Genomic DNA, 15,906 nt, shown 5'->3' with positions numbered 1-15,906 from the left:
TTTATTTGACTCCCGACTCGTTGACTCGTTGCTTTTCAGCGCTGCTCTCCGTGTCGGTGGATGCGCATTATAGGGAGTTCCGATTTAAGTGCAACCCTTTTTTTAAAAAAAATTGCGAAAAAACGTTTGTTCGAGCAAAAATAAAGCGAAACGTCTATTTTTGACACTTTAATATACAAAAAAGGGCTAAAAGGAAGTCATTATTATTGCTTATAAGCATTTTTCACTTTATCCGCTTGCAAATAGTGAGTTATCAATGCAAAAGCCCTTCTTAAATAAGTCCTGAGCTACTTAATTGTTTAAGCGTTGGCTTTAGAGTTAACTTGAGCACCTTATAAGACAATGCTTCATCTACTTGGCTAGTGAATTTCAAAGCACTTTCTTAATGACAGCAACTTTATTTGCTGTCCTTAAAAATATATTTCCCAGTTGAAACTGCTCTAGTACTCATTCATTAGCGATAGACAAGTTTTAAAGACGGGGTGAATGAAGAAACCGGTGGATCTGAAACAAGTTAAAAAGCGCTAATGGGTAAATTAGCCAAAACGGCCAAACCACATTTTTTGGCAGGTCTCAAGATGTAAAAAGCTAATATAAGTCTAGGAGACGCAACACAGTCAAAGAATCGGCATTTATAATTGGTCAATTTGATGCTAACTACGTTAGAAGTGTCTTATATTGAGCAATAATTAAACGGGTTAGTATTACCTCAAACCACCATCAAGATTAATCCCTTTAAAGATAAACCAGGGATGATTATTTGGTATGAATTAGCACTAAAGTAAGGAAATCAGGTAAAAAGTAAACGATGTGATTAGATTTGGAGCGAGTAACGAGGTTCGAACTCGTGACCTCGACCTTGGCAAGGTCGCGCTCTACCAGCTGAGCTATACTCGCGTTCCATGAATCATTTATAGTATTTTTACTATAAATGGTGCCCGGGGCCGGACTTGAACCGGCACGCTGTTACCAGCGAGGGATTTTAAATCCCTTGTGTCTACCAATTCCACCACCCGGGCATCGGGCTTGCTTTCGCATGTGGAGTGTTGAGAAAATGGAGGCGGAACCCGGAGTCGAACCGAGGTAGACGGATTTGCAATCCGCTGCATGGCCACTCTGCCATTCCGCCAAATTTGGAGCGAGTAACGAGGTTCGAACTCGTGACCTCGACCTTGGCAAGGTCGCGCTCTACCAGCTGAGCTATACTCGCATTCCATAAATTATTTATAGTAATTTTACTATAAATGGTGCCCGGGGCCGGACTTGAACCGGCACGCTGTTACCAGCGAGGGATTTTAAATCCCTTGTGTCTACCAATTCCACCACCCGGGCATCGGGCATTCGAAAACAAATTTGGAGCGAGTAACGAGGTTCGAACTCGTGACCTCGACCTTGGCAAGGTCGCGCTCTACCAGCTGAGCTATACTCGCGTTCCATAAATCATTTATAGTAGCTTTACTATAAATGGTGCCCGGGGCCGGACTTGAACCGGCACGCTGTTACCAGCGAGGGATTTTAAATCCCTTGTGTCTACCAATTCCACCACCCGGGCATCGGGCTTGCTTTCGCATGTGGAGTGTTGAGAAAATGGAGGCGGAACCCGGAGTCGAACCGAGGTAGACGGATTTGCAATCCGCTGCATGGCCACTCTGCCATTCCGCCAAGTTTGGAGCGAGTAACGAGGTTCGAACTCGTGACCTCGACCTTGGCAAGGTCGCGCTCTACCAGCTGAGCTATACTCGCATTCCAACATTTAAAACTATTTAAATTATTTATCTAGCTTTAAACTTTTATCATTAGGAAGTGTTATCAAAATTTCATTTCGATGACACACTGCCCTCTCAACACGGACGCATTCTACAGAAGTTCTTGTACGCGTCAACATAAAAAATGAATGTTTTTAATCGTTTGCTCAATTTTTATCTAAACCGATGAGTTAATAGACTATAACAGTCAAGAATTAGTCAATTCTCCTTTCGCAGCATATAGATACTGCACCATAGAAACTAAAGTTAGTATGGTAGCAATAGCTAAAAGCGCATAACTTAGCATTGTCATCCAATCAGAGAATTGCCAAATTAGCCCGATGATTGCGAGCATCTGCGCAGCTGTCTTGAATTTACCTAACCAGGACACTGCAACACTTCCCCTCTTGCCTTGTTCCGCCATCCACTCTCGCAATGCAGATATAACGATTTCTCTACTAATTATCACCAGCGTTGATATTGTAATAAAGTAATCATTATAGTGTGTGGCAAGAATAACAAGTGCAACACTGACCATCACTTTATCAGCAACTGGATCAAGAAAAGCACCAAACGGTGTTGACTGTTCAAGCTTTCTCGCCAGATATCCATCAAGGATATCAGTAACTGAAGCTAACCAAAAAATAAACGCGGCGGCAAAAAATGCCCATGAATATGGTAAATAAAAAACGACTGCGAATACAGGAATGAGCAGCAACCGAAATGCTGTGAGCGTATTTGGAATATTCCACATAACTACTTGGTATTGTCTTTTTTTCTATGTTCGCATGATTGCTTAAGCTTTGTCATGCAAATGATTAAATATCTTTTCAGCCATGTCAGGGCTGATCCCAGGAACTTGCTTTAATTGATGTATATTTGCAGATTTAACTCCCTGCATGCCTCCTAAAAATTTAAGTAGTGCTTGACGTCGTTTTTGACCAATTCCTTCTATCTCTTCCAGCATTGACTGTGTTCTTTGCTTTTGTCTTTTGTTACGGTGTCCTGCAATTGCAAACCTATGAGACTCGTCGCGGATATGTTGTATCAAGTGTAATGCCGGAGAGTCACTGGCTACATTGATAGTTTTACGGCCACCATCAATCAGTAGCGTCTCCAAACCGGGTTTTCTACTCGTGCCTTTTGCAACACCGATTAAAATAGGCATTTTATCAAGTTGCCAACTTGCAAAAAATGATTCAGCCCTACCTAATTGCCCCTTACCACCATCAATAAAGATAATATCAGGGACTTTGCTCTCATCAGCCATTTTGCCGTAGCGTTTTTTTAACGCAAAATCCATAGCTGCATAATCATCACCTGGCGTAATCCCTGTGACATTATAACGGCGATATTCTTTATTGTTTGGCCCTTGACCGTCAAACACTACGCAAGATGCTACGGTATTTTCTCCCATGGTATGACTGATATCAAAACACTCCATTCTTTGAATGTCAGATAGCCCTATTGCCTCTTTTAGTTTTGCATAGCGCTTTGTGATCGAATCCTGTGCACTTTGTTTTACTTCAATGCTGTTTTGAGCATTTTTATTTGCCAATGCAAGATACTGGGCGCGCTCACCACGCACATTAAACTTAAAGCTTACTTTGCGTTCCGATACCTGACCTAAAGCAGCTTCTAGTGCAACGTAATCATCAACCTTAAACGGCAAAACAATTTCTTTTGCAATTCGCGATTGATTGCCAGATGAAATATAGTATTGTCCTAAAAATGCAGTGAGAACCTCATTTGCACCTGAATCTTTAGGCACCTTGGGAAAATGCGTTTTAGTGCCTAGCACTTTGTGTTCTCGGATCATAAGTACATGAATTGCAACTAAGCCATTTTTTTGCTCAAAACCAATAACATCCAGCTCTGCAAAATTGCCAGCAATAGACTGCTGCTCTTGCATTTGCCGAAGCAATACGATTTGGTCTCGATATTTAGCAGCCATTTCAAAGTCAAGTGAAATACTTGCTTGCTCCATTTTCTCTACAAGTGCAGCTATCACATCTTGCGAGCGACCAGTTAAAAATTGGCGTACCATGGATACTTGCTCTTGATATTCACTATCCTTGACTTTGCCGACACATGGACCAGAACACCTTTTTAGTTGGTACTGCAGACAAGGCCTACTCCGAGCGCGATAATAAGCATCTTCACATTGTCTTACTGGGAAAATTTTTTGCATTAGCCGAAGACTTTCAGATACCGCAGAGCTGCTGGGGAATGGCCCGAAGTACTCACCTTTTAACTTTCTACTCCCCCGGTGGAAGGCCAACCTTGGATGCTGGTGAGCACTCAAAAAGATATAAGGATAGCTTTTATCGTCTCTTAGTAAGATATTATATCGAGGCTGATATTTTTTGATTAGGTTGTTTTCTAGTAATAGCGCCTCTGTTTCTGTGTTTGTCAGGGTAACTTCGATACTCGCTATATTTCCGACCAATACCCTCGTTTTACTGTCGGTGATATTCGCCCGAAAATAACTTGAAACACGCTTTTTTAGGTTTTTTGCTTTGCCAACATAAATAACCTGACCATCCACATCATACATGCGGTATACGCCAGGCTCTGTCGTTAATGTCTTTAGAAAAGATTGAGAGTCAAATACTGTCATTTAAAAAATGAACTTAGTGATTGCTGTCAATATCTATCATTTTATGGCGGATCGCTAGGTGGGTTAACTCTACATCACCGTTAACATTGAGTTTTTCAAACATTCTATATCTATAACTATTTACTGTTTTAGAACTTAGGTTTAAACGGTCTGCTATATTTTGCGCTTTTTCACCTTTTGTGATCATAAGCATTATCTGTAATTCTCTTTCAGATAATGATTGGAACGGATTTTCATCATTTCGACCACTAAATTGAGCAAGTGCTATTTGTTGCGCGATTTCAGGTGCGATATAACGCTGTCCTGCATTAACAGCACGAATGGCGTTAATCATTTCATCTGGCCCAGCTCCTTTGGTCAGGTAGCCGTGCGCACCTATTTGCATCACTTTACTTGGAAATGGATCCTCACAATGTACAGTCAGCACAATCACTTTGACATCTGGACAATAACGGCAAATCTTTTTAGTCGCTTCCAATCCACCAATACCGGGCATGTTCATGTCCATAAGTACTATATCAGGCTCGCTTTGGCGGCAAAAAGTTACAGCTTCTTCACCTGTTTTAGCCTCTCCGACAACTTTAAAACCACGCACATCATCTAAAATGCGTTTTATGCCAGTCCTGACAAGTTCATGATCATCAACTAAAAGCACATTAATCAATGGCACACCCTCTACATATATTTTAATAAACGGAGCAAAGCAACCTATTACTTCACTTCCTGAAGCATGAGGTTACCACATATTTTTTAAAAGCATAACGATAGAAACAAGAGAAAAATACAATTTTGATATGAAATAACTAAATTGTTAAGAGCTGAAGAAATGTTTGCATATAATTTAAACACCGCTATCGATTTTAATAGCGATAGCGGTGTTTTTGATTAATCTTTTTTGGAAAATTTGTCGACCCAAAGCGCAATAACGCCGTCACCAGTCACATTACATGCAGTACCGAAGCTGTCTTGAGCTAAATACAAAGCAATCATTAATGCGACAGCCCCTTCATCGAATCCAAGCATCGATGTTAATAGTCCTAAAGCAGACATAACAGCGCCGCCCGGTGCCCCAGGAGCAGCTATCATGACGATCCCTAACATAAAAATAAACGGCAAAATTTCAGTAATTGACGGCACAACCATCTCAGGTGATAGCAGCATCACAGCCATGGCACAGGTCACTATCGTAATTGTAGAGCCTGACAGGTGGATAGTCGCACACAATGGTACAGTAAAATTTGCTACTTCATCATTCACGTTATTTGCTTTACTCGCACGCAGTGATACAGGAATTGTCGCAGCACTCGACATGGTTCCTATCGCTGTAAAATACGCAGGCAGCATATTTTTTATTAGCTCTATGGGGTTTTTACCCAGCAAGACACCACTTGCCAAAAACAGCACGCTAAGCCATAACCAGTGCATCACGATTGCTGCTAACAGCACAATACCGAAAGTGCTTAAGGTATCGAAAACAGTTCCTGCTACCGCCATTTCAGCAAACACCCCAGCAATATAGAATGGCAAAACAGGGATAATCACTTTGGCAAGCAACATGTCAATAACATCCCTTGCTTCGTCAGTGACCTGCTTTAAATTACTCAAGCCACACTGGCTCATCGCGATACCAAAAATAAAAGCGCTAGCCAGAGCAGTCATTACCCCCATCAGCGGTGGGATTTCTATATTGATGAAGCTCGTAAGATGAGACTCCTCGACAACTTGATAAGCAACTCCACCTTCAAAAAATGGGATAAAGGCATTAACGAGTAAAAATGCCAAAGTTCCGGCAATAACAGTAGAGCTATATGCAAAACCTACTGTTTTACCCAGAAGATGACCCGATCCCTTTGGTAAGCCTGCTATACCAGAGGCGATAAAAAACAGGATTATCAGAGGAATTGTAAAATTAATGAGTTGCCCTATGATGACTTTAAAAGTGTATAACAGCTCGACCAACACTGTTGGCATGTAAAGCCCTGCCAACATACCAGCAACGATACCCGCCACTAGCTTTAATACGAGAGACATAGATTACTTCCTAGCATATTTTTAAAGACGCTGTTTTAACATGTTTTTGACCCATTTTGCTATTAATTCGATAGAGATAAACTAATTTGTACATTTTATGTATACTGAGTAGCTATCTAACGTAAATAATTGCAACCCAACGAAAACAAATTGTTTCTCTTTATTGCATATCATCTAATAAGCAGTATTCAGTCTCTGTAATCTACTTTTGTCCTTATGTTAAAAGCTGTAACCTGCTCATTCGCTGCACTTTTGTTGTCTATGCCAGTATCCGCCTTGAACACCAATCAAATCCCATTTATTCAACAGGCTGCCAAAATTGATGGGCTCATTGATGATAATGTCTGGCATCAAGCGCTAAAAATTGATATCAACAACGTCACTTGGCCGTATGAAAATGAAAAGAGTCCAGTAAAGACAAGAGCCTATATCTATGAAAACGGTCAATCACTATTCGTTGCTTTTGATGCAAAAGATCCAAACCCAAACTTGATCAGGGCATTTTACAGGGATAGAGACAGGGCGTGGGAAGACGACTTAGTCGGGATCAAAATAGACTCCTTCAATAACGCACAAAGCGCTTATCAGTTTTTTATCAACCCTTTTGGAGTACAGCAAGATTCAATTGAAAATGAGCTGACAAAGAGTGAGAACGGCTCTTGGAATGGTATATGGGATAGTGCTGGTACAATAAACGAAGATGGTTTTATAGTAGAAATTGAGATACCACTGCGTGTACTTAATTTTAGTAATTCAACTGGCAACAAAACCATGGCGATGGAGTTTCTACGATTTTTTCCTAGAAATGAACGACTACGGATCTCTAGCATGACACTGCAACATGCAAATCCCTGTTGGATTTGCCAAATGCCTAAATATCAAGGGCTAGCCAAAGCGAAGCAAAGCAGTGATATCGCGATCATTCCCACTTTAGTCGGTAATAGCCAAGAAACTCGCGATATTGAACAAGGCAAAGCAAAACCATGGCAAAAAGAGCACAATATTGAGCCTGGCCTAGACATAAAGTGGGCAATCACCCCCGACACTACTCTCAATGCAACGCTAAACCCTGACTTTTCCCAAGTTGAAGCTGACACTGGTCAATTAAGTGTTAACAATAGTTTTAGCTTATTTTTTCCCGAAAAACGCGCTTTCTTTTTGGATAACTCAGACTATTTCTCATCACACCTAAACCTGATCCATACACGTAATATTTCAGCACCTGACTACGGAGTAAAGTTAACTGGCAACAAAAGCGGTCACACTTTTGCTGGCTTTATCACGAATGACGAGCGACTCAATGTTGTCATTCCCGGAAATCTGGGCTCTCGTGTGGTCTCATTGGAACGCAAAAGCGAAAACATGGCACTTAGATATCGTCGTGACGTAAATAAAGCTTTTTCATTTGGGCTTACATCAACAACGAGGCAGAGTGAAACATACAAGAACCAAGTGGCAAGTTTTGACGCAAAATATAAACCAACGAAAAGTGACTTATTTGAGTTACAACTGTTTGGTTCTGATACCCAATATGACCAACAATTTGTAGATTACCTATGTGACAGCACTCTTGCTAACTGTGATTTAACAGAAAGCGTACTACGCGTAACAGATGATGATGCGCGTGGTGTAGGCTACTACCTAAATTATGAACATAACCAAAAACACTGGAAAGCATTCTCAAGTTATCAGTCACGCGATGCTGCCGTAAGAACAGACATGGGGTTTATCACTCAAGTAGATTTCAATAAGTTTGTATTTGGAGGAGAGTATCGCTGGTATGGCACTGAGCAAAACTGGTGGAATCGAGCAAAATGGTATGGTGATTGGGATATTTCTCATAATGAGAACGGTGAACTACTAGAAAAGGAAGTGCAAACTAATTTTTCAATTAATGGACCACTCCAAAGCTTTATTGATTTCGGTGTGGAACATAGAAAGCGTACTGGATTAAGACATGACGAAACCCGCATAGCGATTGATGGTAACACCAGCTTATTCACCGAAAACTCGCAATGGACTTATTTGGAGCTAAAGCCAATGGCTGGTATCTTTGCAGGGTTAAAGCTAAGTAAAAGTAATCGCGTTGATTTAGCGAATAACAGACTTGGCGATCTAACTTTTGTTCGACCCGTTATTAACCTCAATATTGGCAAGCACTTCGAACTTAGGTTTCGACATACCTATGAGAAAATGAATGCTGAAGGTGCTGATGTATATTCAGCCAACTTAACCGATGTCAGATTAACTTATCAATTTAATAGAAATAGCTACTTACGGTTGGCCATCGTCAACACTAACATATCGAGAAACCCCAATAATTATATCAATGAAGTTGACGCAACCTATAAGAGTCTAAGTACGCAGCTACTGTACTCGTACAAGTTAAATCCTCAAACGGTATTCTTTGCAGGTTATTCTGATCATGGGTTCCAAGATGATGATTTATCTAAAATCATTAAAGACGATAAGCGTATTTTCATGAAGTTTAGTTATGCCTGGTTGATGTAAAAAAGCACTCTTAAATAACAATTGGCTATAAGCAAAATTGATATATCTTATAGCCAATCTTTCCTTTTATTTTGTGAAATGCGCAGTAAAGTGATGGAATACAAGCAAACCTAGATTAGGGAACACAAATGACTAAAGTATACTCAGATAACAGTCTCACTATCGGTAATACGCCTTTAGTAAAAATTAACCGCGTTTCTGGTGGTAACGTTTACGCAAAAGTTGAAGCGCGAAACCCAAGCTTCAGCGTAAAGTGTCGTATTGGTGCTTCTATGATCTGGGAAGCTGAAAAATCTGGACTATTAACGGAAGGTAAAGAGCTAATTGAGCCTACTTCAGGCAACACAGGTATTGCATTGGCTTTTGTTGCTGCTTCACGAGGCTATAAGTTAACATTAACGATGCCAAATACAATGAGCCTTGAACGTCGTAAACTGTTAAAAGCACTTGGCGCAAACTTAGTACTCACTGAGGGTGCAAAAGGCATGAAAGGTGCTATCGAAAAAGCAAATGAAATCCAAGCAAGTGACCCTGATAAGTACATTCTGCTTCAACAATTTGAAAACCCAGCAAACCCTAAAATCCACTTTGAGACGACAGGTCCAGAGATTTTTGAAGCGCTAGAGGGCAATATTGACTACTTCGTCGCAGGCGTTGGTACTGGTGGTACAATCACGGGGGTTTCTCGCTACCTTAAAAATGAAAAGGGCTTACATGTTAAATCAATTGCAGTCGAGCCTTCTGACTCACCTGTGATAACACAGACATTGGCAGGCGAAGAAGTTAAACCCGGTCCTCATAAAATCCAAGGTATTGGCGCAGGTTTCATACCTGGCAACCTTGACCTTGAGCTTATCGACGGAGTCGAGTTGGTTTCTAACGAAGACGCTATTGCCATGGCTCATCAGCTAATGAGAGATGAAGGGATCCTTGTTGGTATTTCTTCTGGCGCTGCACTTGTTGCCGCCAAGCGCATTGCTGAATTACCTGAAAATGCAGATAAGAATATTGTTGTTATATTACCAAGTGCCGCAGAGCGCTACCTTACCAGTCCTCTATTTGCAGATACATTCTCTGAGCAAGAACTAGTGCAATAGGTAAACAGCGGTATATATCAAAATAAAGGGGCCTAGGTGCCCTTTTATTTTTTAAGTTGTTCCTTTTAATTCCCTTCACTACACTTTAGCTATCTTTTACTTTTACGGTTTAGATCATGGTTAGAGCCTTCATTCTTGTATTTCTTTTCTTTCTAAACAACAGCAGCTACGCCGAGAATTTGAATGTAGCCTACTTTAAAGAGGGACAGTTTAGAATTGTTGCAGGTGAGAAATATCAAGGTGGCTATCTATATAATAAAAAAGCCAAAAAACCTCTCATTCACCTTGTTACACTCGATTGGCCACCATACATCGGTGCGGATCTGTGTAATAAAGGATGGGCTTTTCAATTTGCGGTGGCCGTTCTGACAGATTTAGACTATCAAGTTTTTGTTGAGTTTTTACCTTGGGCACGAGCAGTAAGAGCCGTTGAAACAGGCAAAGCCGATATTCTCTTTCCTGAGTATTATATTGAAGATTCAGCGCCATCGGATAATCACAAAGACAAAACTCGTCGAGAGTTACTCGCATTATCTAACGCATTTCCTGGCGGTGAGATTGGGTTTCTTAAACGCCGTGGTGAAGAAGATAGATTTGATGGTAACTTAAATTCAGTCAAGAATGAGCTCATCGGGGTGGTCAGAGGTTATCAAAATACCCCTGAGTTTGATGCTATGATGGACAATGGTGAGTTTACTACTGTTGAAGCTGTAAACGACTTACAGCTTGTAAAGCTGCTAGTTGGAAAGCGTGTTAACTTGGTGATCGGAGATCCTAAAGTCCTTCGATTTACGGTTAACTATTCTGATTTACCGCGTTCAGAAAAAATAGAGTTATTGCGAAATATCGAAAATGTTACTCCCCCAATTCAGTACAACCATCTCTATTTTGCATTGAGTAAGCAAAAACCCCATTGGCGTGAATTACTTAAGGACATAAATCGCAACCTTTATCAATTCGAAAATAGTGGTGAAACACAAAGGATGATCGATATGGTTAGTAGTGAATGCTATTAATATTAGTAATTTATTAAAAGCAAAGTCATTGGTATGGAGACTTAGCTAACTAGCAGCTTCCGTGCTATCAAAAAACAGTTGATTATCATCGTAAATTTGAAGCCAAAGTCTTTTAATCACTTTGCTCATACCAAAGAGCCTACACATTTTGTAGTCAAATCAACACCAATAAATGCCTAATTAGAAGTATATTCACGTGATATGTGTCAAACTGACTGTTATGGATTGCTGCTAGTTAACCTGCACTCGGGGTAATTAGTTAGTTAATACCAAGGTATTTATGAACTTGAACAGACAGACGCCAGTTTTTTGCCTTACAGTTGTCAATCGCCAACTTAGTCGCTTTTGCTTTTTGACTAATAGGTTGAAGATAAACTAACTTAGGCTCAATATTAGTGTCTTTAAATAATCGCTCTAACTCTTCAATGTGCTTTTGCATCGCGACAGGATGTTTAATCTCATCTGCTCGAGCCATCGCGCTTGGCAACACTTTATAACCGCCACGCATATTAATCTTTGGCGATACTGTCACCCATGTCTCTTTAGGGGCTAAAATTTCGAAAGTGCCACTGGTCTCGATTTGTGTGCTATACCCTTTATCATGAAGCAAGGTACACAATGGCCTCAAATCAAACATGCAAGGCTCACCACCGGTGATAACAACATGCTTTGCTTGATAGCCTCGCGATTCGAATGTAGCCAAAATATCATCGGCGCTGGCATTTGCCCAAAGCTCTGAATCTGCCTTTTTTTCAACTGTTTCGCTTAAGGAAACGATGAATGTATCGTTTGTTTCCCATGTTTGTTTTGTATCGCACCATGAGCAACCTACGGGACATCCCTGTAAACGGAGAAAGATCGAAGGTGTACCTGTAAAGCTAGCCTCCCCCTGAATTGTTTCGAATATTTCGTTAACCTTGTACAAAATGGCCCCGTGTTTAAGATAAAATTGTCGAAAATTACCGCTAGAAAATTGTTATTTACCCAGCGGCCGTGTAGTATATCGCGCCCTGAAGTAAACCTCTATCAAAATCGAGGCAAAACACCTATGAGCGAAAAAGTTGTCGTAATTTATTCTGGCGGAATGGATTCTTACACCGTATTAAACAAGGCCGTCAACGAGGGGCATGAAGTCTACGCATTATCTTTCAATTATGGTCAACGACATGTAAAAGAGCTACAAGTCGCCGCGAATGTTTGTAAAAAGCTTGGTGTCGCTCATAAGGTTGTTGATATTTCAGCGATAAACCAATTGCTAGCAGGCTCGAGCTTAACCGATGACATAGAAGTCCCCGAGGGACACTATGAAGAGGAAAGCATGAAGAGCACAATTGTGCCTAATAGGAATATGATTTTACTCTCTCTTGCTGTTGGATATGCGGTTTCTTTACAGGCGAGTAAAGTATTTTACGGTGCGCATTCTGGTGATCATGCTATTTACCCGGACTGCCGTCCTGAGTTTGTCAAAAAAATGGATGATGTTTGCCGCATCGCAAACTACGACGCTGTTGAAATCGTGAGCCCGTACCTTAACAACTCGAAGATTGATATTTTAACAGACGGACTAGAGATGGGATTAGATTACGCTGACACTTGGACATGTTACAATGGACGTGAGAAAGCCTGCGGAAAGTGTGGAGCATGTCAAGAGCGCCTTGAAGCGTTTGAGCTTAACAATGCTACGGATCCTCTCCCGTACGAGTAACCATCTTTATGAAGGGGAAGCACAAAGTATTTAAGTGACTTGAGCCCCCCTTCGCTACACGCAACTATAATAAAAAAGCTTGCTTCGTATTTTCAAAAACAATACGAAAAACACTGCCCTTCCCTGTTTTACTCGTAAGTTGAAAAGCAGTGTTCAGTGTTATACCGATTAGTCTTAATACTTGTTCAATTTGAAGGGTCAAATCTGACGCTGACTACGTTAAAAATTTCTTTTTAGAACAACTAAGTAGCAAAATTTTGACCTTACCTATACCTTGGCGTGAGCAAGACGCGGAAGCGAAGTTATCGACAAGGCTTTCTCGCCTCAAAATACATCACTTAATTAAGACAATTGGTATAAATGAGCACGAGCATACCTTATTTGCGCTAATTACAGATCCTGCAGCCAAGTATAAGCTTTTATGCAAGGTCAGGTGCATTACTTAACCGGTAATGTAACGCCTTCAAATAGCTTATCAATATCATCCTGATTGCGTAGTAAACTTGCCCGCTCAACAACATCCTTTGTTAAATGTGGAGCAAACCGCTCAATAAAGTCATACATGTACCCCCTTAAAAAACTTCCCTTTCTAAAGCCAATTTTTGTGGTACTAGCTTCAAAGAGGTGACTGGCATCGATACAAACTAAATCGCTGTCTGACTTTTCATCCAATGCCATAGAGGCCAATACACCTACCCCCAACCCCAAACGAACATAGGTTTTTATTACATCAGCGTCTGTCGCAGTAAACACGATATGTGGCTCTAATCCATGTGCATTAAATGCTTTATCAAGCTCAGAGCGACCTGTAAAACCGAAAACATAGGTGATCAACGGGTACTTCGCTACATCTTGAACCGTCAATGCTTTACCTTTTTGTGCCAATGGGTGATCTTTAGCGACCACAATACTTCGATTCCAATGGTAACAGGGTAACATGACCAAGTCGCTATATAAGTGCAAAGCTTCCGTCGCAATCGCAAAATCAGCATCGCCCCGGGCCGCTGCATCAGAAATTTGCTGAGGTGTGCCTTGATGCATGTGTAAAGATACCGCTGGGTATTTTTGCATAAACCCCTGTATAACCGGAGGCAACGCATAGCGAGCCTGAGTGTGCGTTGTCGCGATATTTAACTTTCCTTGATCCGGCAAAGTATGTTCGTTTGCGACCGCCTTAATTCCCTCAACTTTACTCAAAATTTCGCGCGCAATATTAATTATTTCATTTCCCGCCCCAGTTACATGTGTTAGATGTTTGCCACTGCGGCCAAAAATTTGTACACCCAACTCATCCTCGAGCATACGTACTTGCTTCGAAATACCTGGTTGAGAAGTATATAAGCTTTCCGCCGTTGCTGACACATTTAGGTTGTGATTCAACACTTCGACGATGTATCTCAATTGTTGTAATTTCATATTGCTTTTATTCTTATGATCTCTATTAAGTCGGGTATCAGCCAATGGCTGACTTATATAAGTTTGCTAAGTTTAGCGTATAGTATTGTTGTTCGCCCACAACAATACAGTGCACGTGCTTGGCTTTTCGGTCAGTCGTAAGGACCATTGCTTTGCCATAACTACGTAAGGTGTTAATTCACAAACTGAAAACGGCTAGTAGTTTTAAAGCGGATATCACCTCTGCGTCGGTTTAGAAAATATACTGTTTTACCTTATTGGGCTTTGATACCAAGTCATTGCATGAACATTTAATGTAACGAAATCAAATGCTATTAGGATAAAATGACACGTTAACATTTTAAACACTTAAGCTCTAGGCTAGCATATTTGCTTATAATGAGGTAGACGAGGAGGTGTAAATATCTTTATTTTCCTGTTCAATTTTGCTTTTCGTTTTCTGGGCACGCTCAGAGTCTTCAAACGCCCTTTGTTTAGTGTTCAACTATATTTTACTAAAATTAAGCATGCGCGTTAGCATCAGCTATACTAAAAAATGATGAATTCCTTATCTTTTTTTTCGTTGAATTGTCGTAAACCTGTTCAGAATAGTAAGAATTCATGTAAGATAAAAAAATTAGACTGGTTGTTTGCATGAAAGAGATTTCAGTATGTTTGTTTCGATTATAATAATGTTGATTGTTGCACTTATCGTCATAGCTGTGTGGGTGAGCGCAATCCAGCAACATAAAGAGAAACAAGAAGCAGAGAGGCGCAAGGAGCTTGCTAAGCAAAAGCGCGTAATAGAAGAAGCCGAAGACGTCATTATGAATGGCAGTAATATCCCGATGTCTGAAGCGATGATTCGGATTATTCAGCGTCGAGTGCACGATGCACTTGCGGCGATGGTGGAGTTGTCGCCAACATCAAAAGAGTTAAAAAGTCGATTACACGAGTCTCAAGAGCGTTTAAACTCTACACCTGAAAAGACCGCAGACTCTGATACTATTGCCCTACCCGATAACGACAAACAAATTATCTCTTTAGTCCAAGGGATAAAAAAGCTGCGTCAGTTACTTCGCTCTGAGCACAGTAAAGGTAAAGTTGATACGCAGCTATTTGTAAATGAAGATCGGAGGCTTGAGCGCTTTCAACTGAGAATAAATGTAGAAAGTCAAATCAAACGAGGCCTCTCAGCACGTACTGCAAACATGGTCGGTTCTGCTAGGCAATACTTTGAAAAAGCATACGCGACAATATGTGCAGTTTCACATAACGACGAATATGTAAAAGAAAAAAAAGCACAGCTTGAAAGCTATTTGGAAGAGATAAGTAGCGAGCTTAGAGCCTCTAACGCATCGGCTGTGAAAAAGAAAGCAGAACAAGAACAAGATGATTTAGACGTTTTGTTTGCGCCTAAGAAGAAGTGGTGATCCCAGAGTTTTAAGTAAAAGGTTGGCAATCCAGCCTTTTACTAATAAACCTGAGCTTCTGATAATTAATACCTTTCTAGCAGCCAGTTAGCGCTGACTGCGTTAAATTCACTTCTAACAGCCAACTAGTGGTGCGTAAACTCGCCTTGTCTATATAATGTAGCTACCTTAGCGGAAGCGATGTTTTCCCTAAAACTCTCAGGTCTAGACAAGGAACAAAACTAAGCTGTGCTCTAGCAACAATGAATTAGCTCATTCCTTATCCTAACCTCAAGTTAATTAACCCCAGCTCGGGATAAGAGTTTAAAAACCAGGGAACTATATGCCTGTTCCAAGATCAGATCTTTCGACTA

Annotated in this window: 11 protein-coding genes and 9 tRNA genes; 5 read left to right on the top strand and 15 right to left on the bottom strand. The window is 40.7% G+C overall.

Translation table 11 applies throughout. The features are described 5' to 3' along the window. Positions 1-821: 821 nt before the first annotated feature. The 13 genes from HUZ36_RS21280 to HUZ36_RS21220 form a co-directional block, all read right to left on the bottom strand. Positions 822-897, bottom strand: a tRNA-Gly gene (locus tag HUZ36_RS21280). Between the two features lie 35 nt (positions 898-932). Beyond that, positions 933-1,019 (bottom strand) — tRNA-Leu (locus HUZ36_RS21275). Between the two features lie 36 nt (positions 1,020-1,055). Further along, positions 1,056-1,129: transfer RNA gene (locus tag HUZ36_RS21270), tRNA-Cys, on the bottom strand. A gap of 5 nt (positions 1,130-1,134) precedes the next feature. Next, a tRNA-Gly gene (locus HUZ36_RS21265) sits at positions 1,135-1,210 on the bottom strand. 35 nt (positions 1,211-1,245) lie between these two features. Continuing rightward, positions 1,246-1,332 (bottom strand) — tRNA-Leu (locus HUZ36_RS21260). 22 nt (positions 1,333-1,354) lie between these two features. Further along, a tRNA-Gly gene (locus HUZ36_RS21255) sits at positions 1,355-1,430 on the bottom strand. A 35-nt stretch (positions 1,431-1,465) separates the two neighbouring features. Next, positions 1,466-1,552, bottom strand: a tRNA-Leu gene (locus HUZ36_RS21250). Between the two features lie 36 nt (positions 1,553-1,588). Next, a tRNA-Cys gene (locus tag HUZ36_RS21245) sits at positions 1,589-1,662 on the bottom strand. A 5-nt stretch (positions 1,663-1,667) separates the two neighbouring features. After that, positions 1,668-1,743 (bottom strand) — tRNA-Gly (locus HUZ36_RS21240). Between the two features lie 210 nt (positions 1,744-1,953). Next, on the bottom strand, positions 1,954-2,499 hold the full coding sequence (gene pgsA / locus HUZ36_RS21235) for a CDP-diacylglycerol--glycerol-3-phosphate 3-phosphatidyltransferase (protein ID WP_125254293.1): 546 nt from the start codon (positions 2,497-2,499) through the stop codon (positions 1,954-1,956). Positions 2,500-2,541: 42 nt separating this feature from the next. Further along, positions 2,542-4,365 (bottom strand): excinuclease ABC subunit UvrC, encoded by a 1,824-nt coding sequence (uvrC, locus tag HUZ36_RS21230; protein WP_176033913.1) that lies wholly within the window; start codon positions 4,363-4,365, stop codon positions 2,542-2,544. Between the two features lie 13 nt (positions 4,366-4,378). Beyond that, on the bottom strand, positions 4,379-5,029 hold the full coding sequence (uvrY, locus tag HUZ36_RS21225) for a UvrY/SirA/GacA family response regulator transcription factor (RefSeq protein WP_125254295.1): 651 nt from the start codon (positions 5,027-5,029) through the stop codon (positions 4,379-4,381). Positions 5,030-5,250: 221 nt separating this feature from the next. Next, positions 5,251-6,396 carry a dicarboxylate/amino acid:cation symporter gene (locus HUZ36_RS21220; RefSeq protein WP_128731060.1) on the bottom strand — a complete coding sequence of 382 codons (1,146 nt, stop codon included), beginning with the start codon at positions 6,394-6,396 and terminating at the stop codon, positions 5,251-5,253. A 216-nt stretch (positions 6,397-6,612) separates the two neighbouring features. On the opposite strand from HUZ36_RS21220, the gene HUZ36_RS21215 reads away from it, so the two are divergent. The 3 genes from HUZ36_RS21215 (at position 6,613) to HUZ36_RS21205 (ending at position 11,020) form a co-directional block, all read left to right on the top strand. Next, positions 6,613-8,907: a carbohydrate binding family 9 domain-containing protein gene (locus HUZ36_RS21215; protein WP_176033912.1), complete on the top strand. Its 2,295-nt coding sequence runs from the start codon at positions 6,613-6,615 to the stop codon at positions 8,905-8,907. 128 nt (positions 8,908-9,035) lie between these two features. Continuing rightward, the gene (gene cysK / locus HUZ36_RS21210) at positions 9,036-10,004 is read left to right on the top strand and encodes a cysteine synthase A (RefSeq protein WP_176033911.1); all 969 of its coding nucleotides are present in this window, start codon (positions 9,036-9,038) and stop codon (positions 10,002-10,004) included. 116 nt (positions 10,005-10,120) lie between these two features. Continuing rightward, a complete protein-coding gene (locus tag HUZ36_RS21205; RefSeq protein WP_176033910.1) occupies positions 10,121-11,020 on the top strand; it encodes a substrate-binding periplasmic protein in 900 nt (299 codons plus the stop codon). A 259-nt stretch (positions 11,021-11,279) separates the two neighbouring features. Here the strand turns inward: HUZ36_RS21205 and queE are convergent, their stop codons facing one another. Next, positions 11,280-11,945 carry a 7-carboxy-7-deazaguanine synthase QueE gene (queE, locus tag HUZ36_RS21200; protein ID WP_176033909.1) on the bottom strand — a complete coding sequence of 222 codons (666 nt, stop codon included), beginning with the start codon at positions 11,943-11,945 and terminating at the stop codon, positions 11,280-11,282. Between the two features lie 123 nt (positions 11,946-12,068). Here queE and queC point away from each other — a divergent pair, with 123 nt between their 5' ends. After that, positions 12,069-12,725 carry a 7-cyano-7-deazaguanine synthase QueC gene (gene queC, locus HUZ36_RS21195; protein ID WP_128731056.1) on the top strand — a complete coding sequence of 219 codons (657 nt, stop codon included), beginning with the start codon at positions 12,069-12,071 and terminating at the stop codon, positions 12,723-12,725. Between the two features lie 438 nt (positions 12,726-13,163). Here queC and cysB read toward each other — a convergent pair whose 3' ends face one another. After that, positions 13,164-14,141, bottom strand: a complete 978-nt coding sequence (gene cysB / locus HUZ36_RS21190; RefSeq protein WP_125254302.1) for an HTH-type transcriptional regulator CysB — start codon at positions 14,139-14,141, stop codon at positions 13,164-13,166. 650 nt (positions 14,142-14,791) lie between these two features. On the opposite strand from cysB, the gene HUZ36_RS21185 reads away from it, so the two are divergent. After that, positions 14,792-15,553, top strand: coding sequence for a hypothetical protein (locus HUZ36_RS21185; protein ID WP_125254303.1), 762 nt, complete (start codon positions 14,792-14,794; stop codon positions 15,551-15,553). The last annotated feature ends 353 nt before the right edge of the window (positions 15,554-15,906 follow it).

This window comes from Pseudoalteromonas sp. McH1-7 (assembly GCF_013366255.1).
In the GTDB taxonomy this organism is placed as follows: Bacteria; Pseudomonadota; Gammaproteobacteria; order Enterobacterales; family Alteromonadaceae; genus Pseudoalteromonas; species Pseudoalteromonas peptidolytica.
This window is presented reverse-complemented; position numbering and strand designations above follow the sequence as displayed.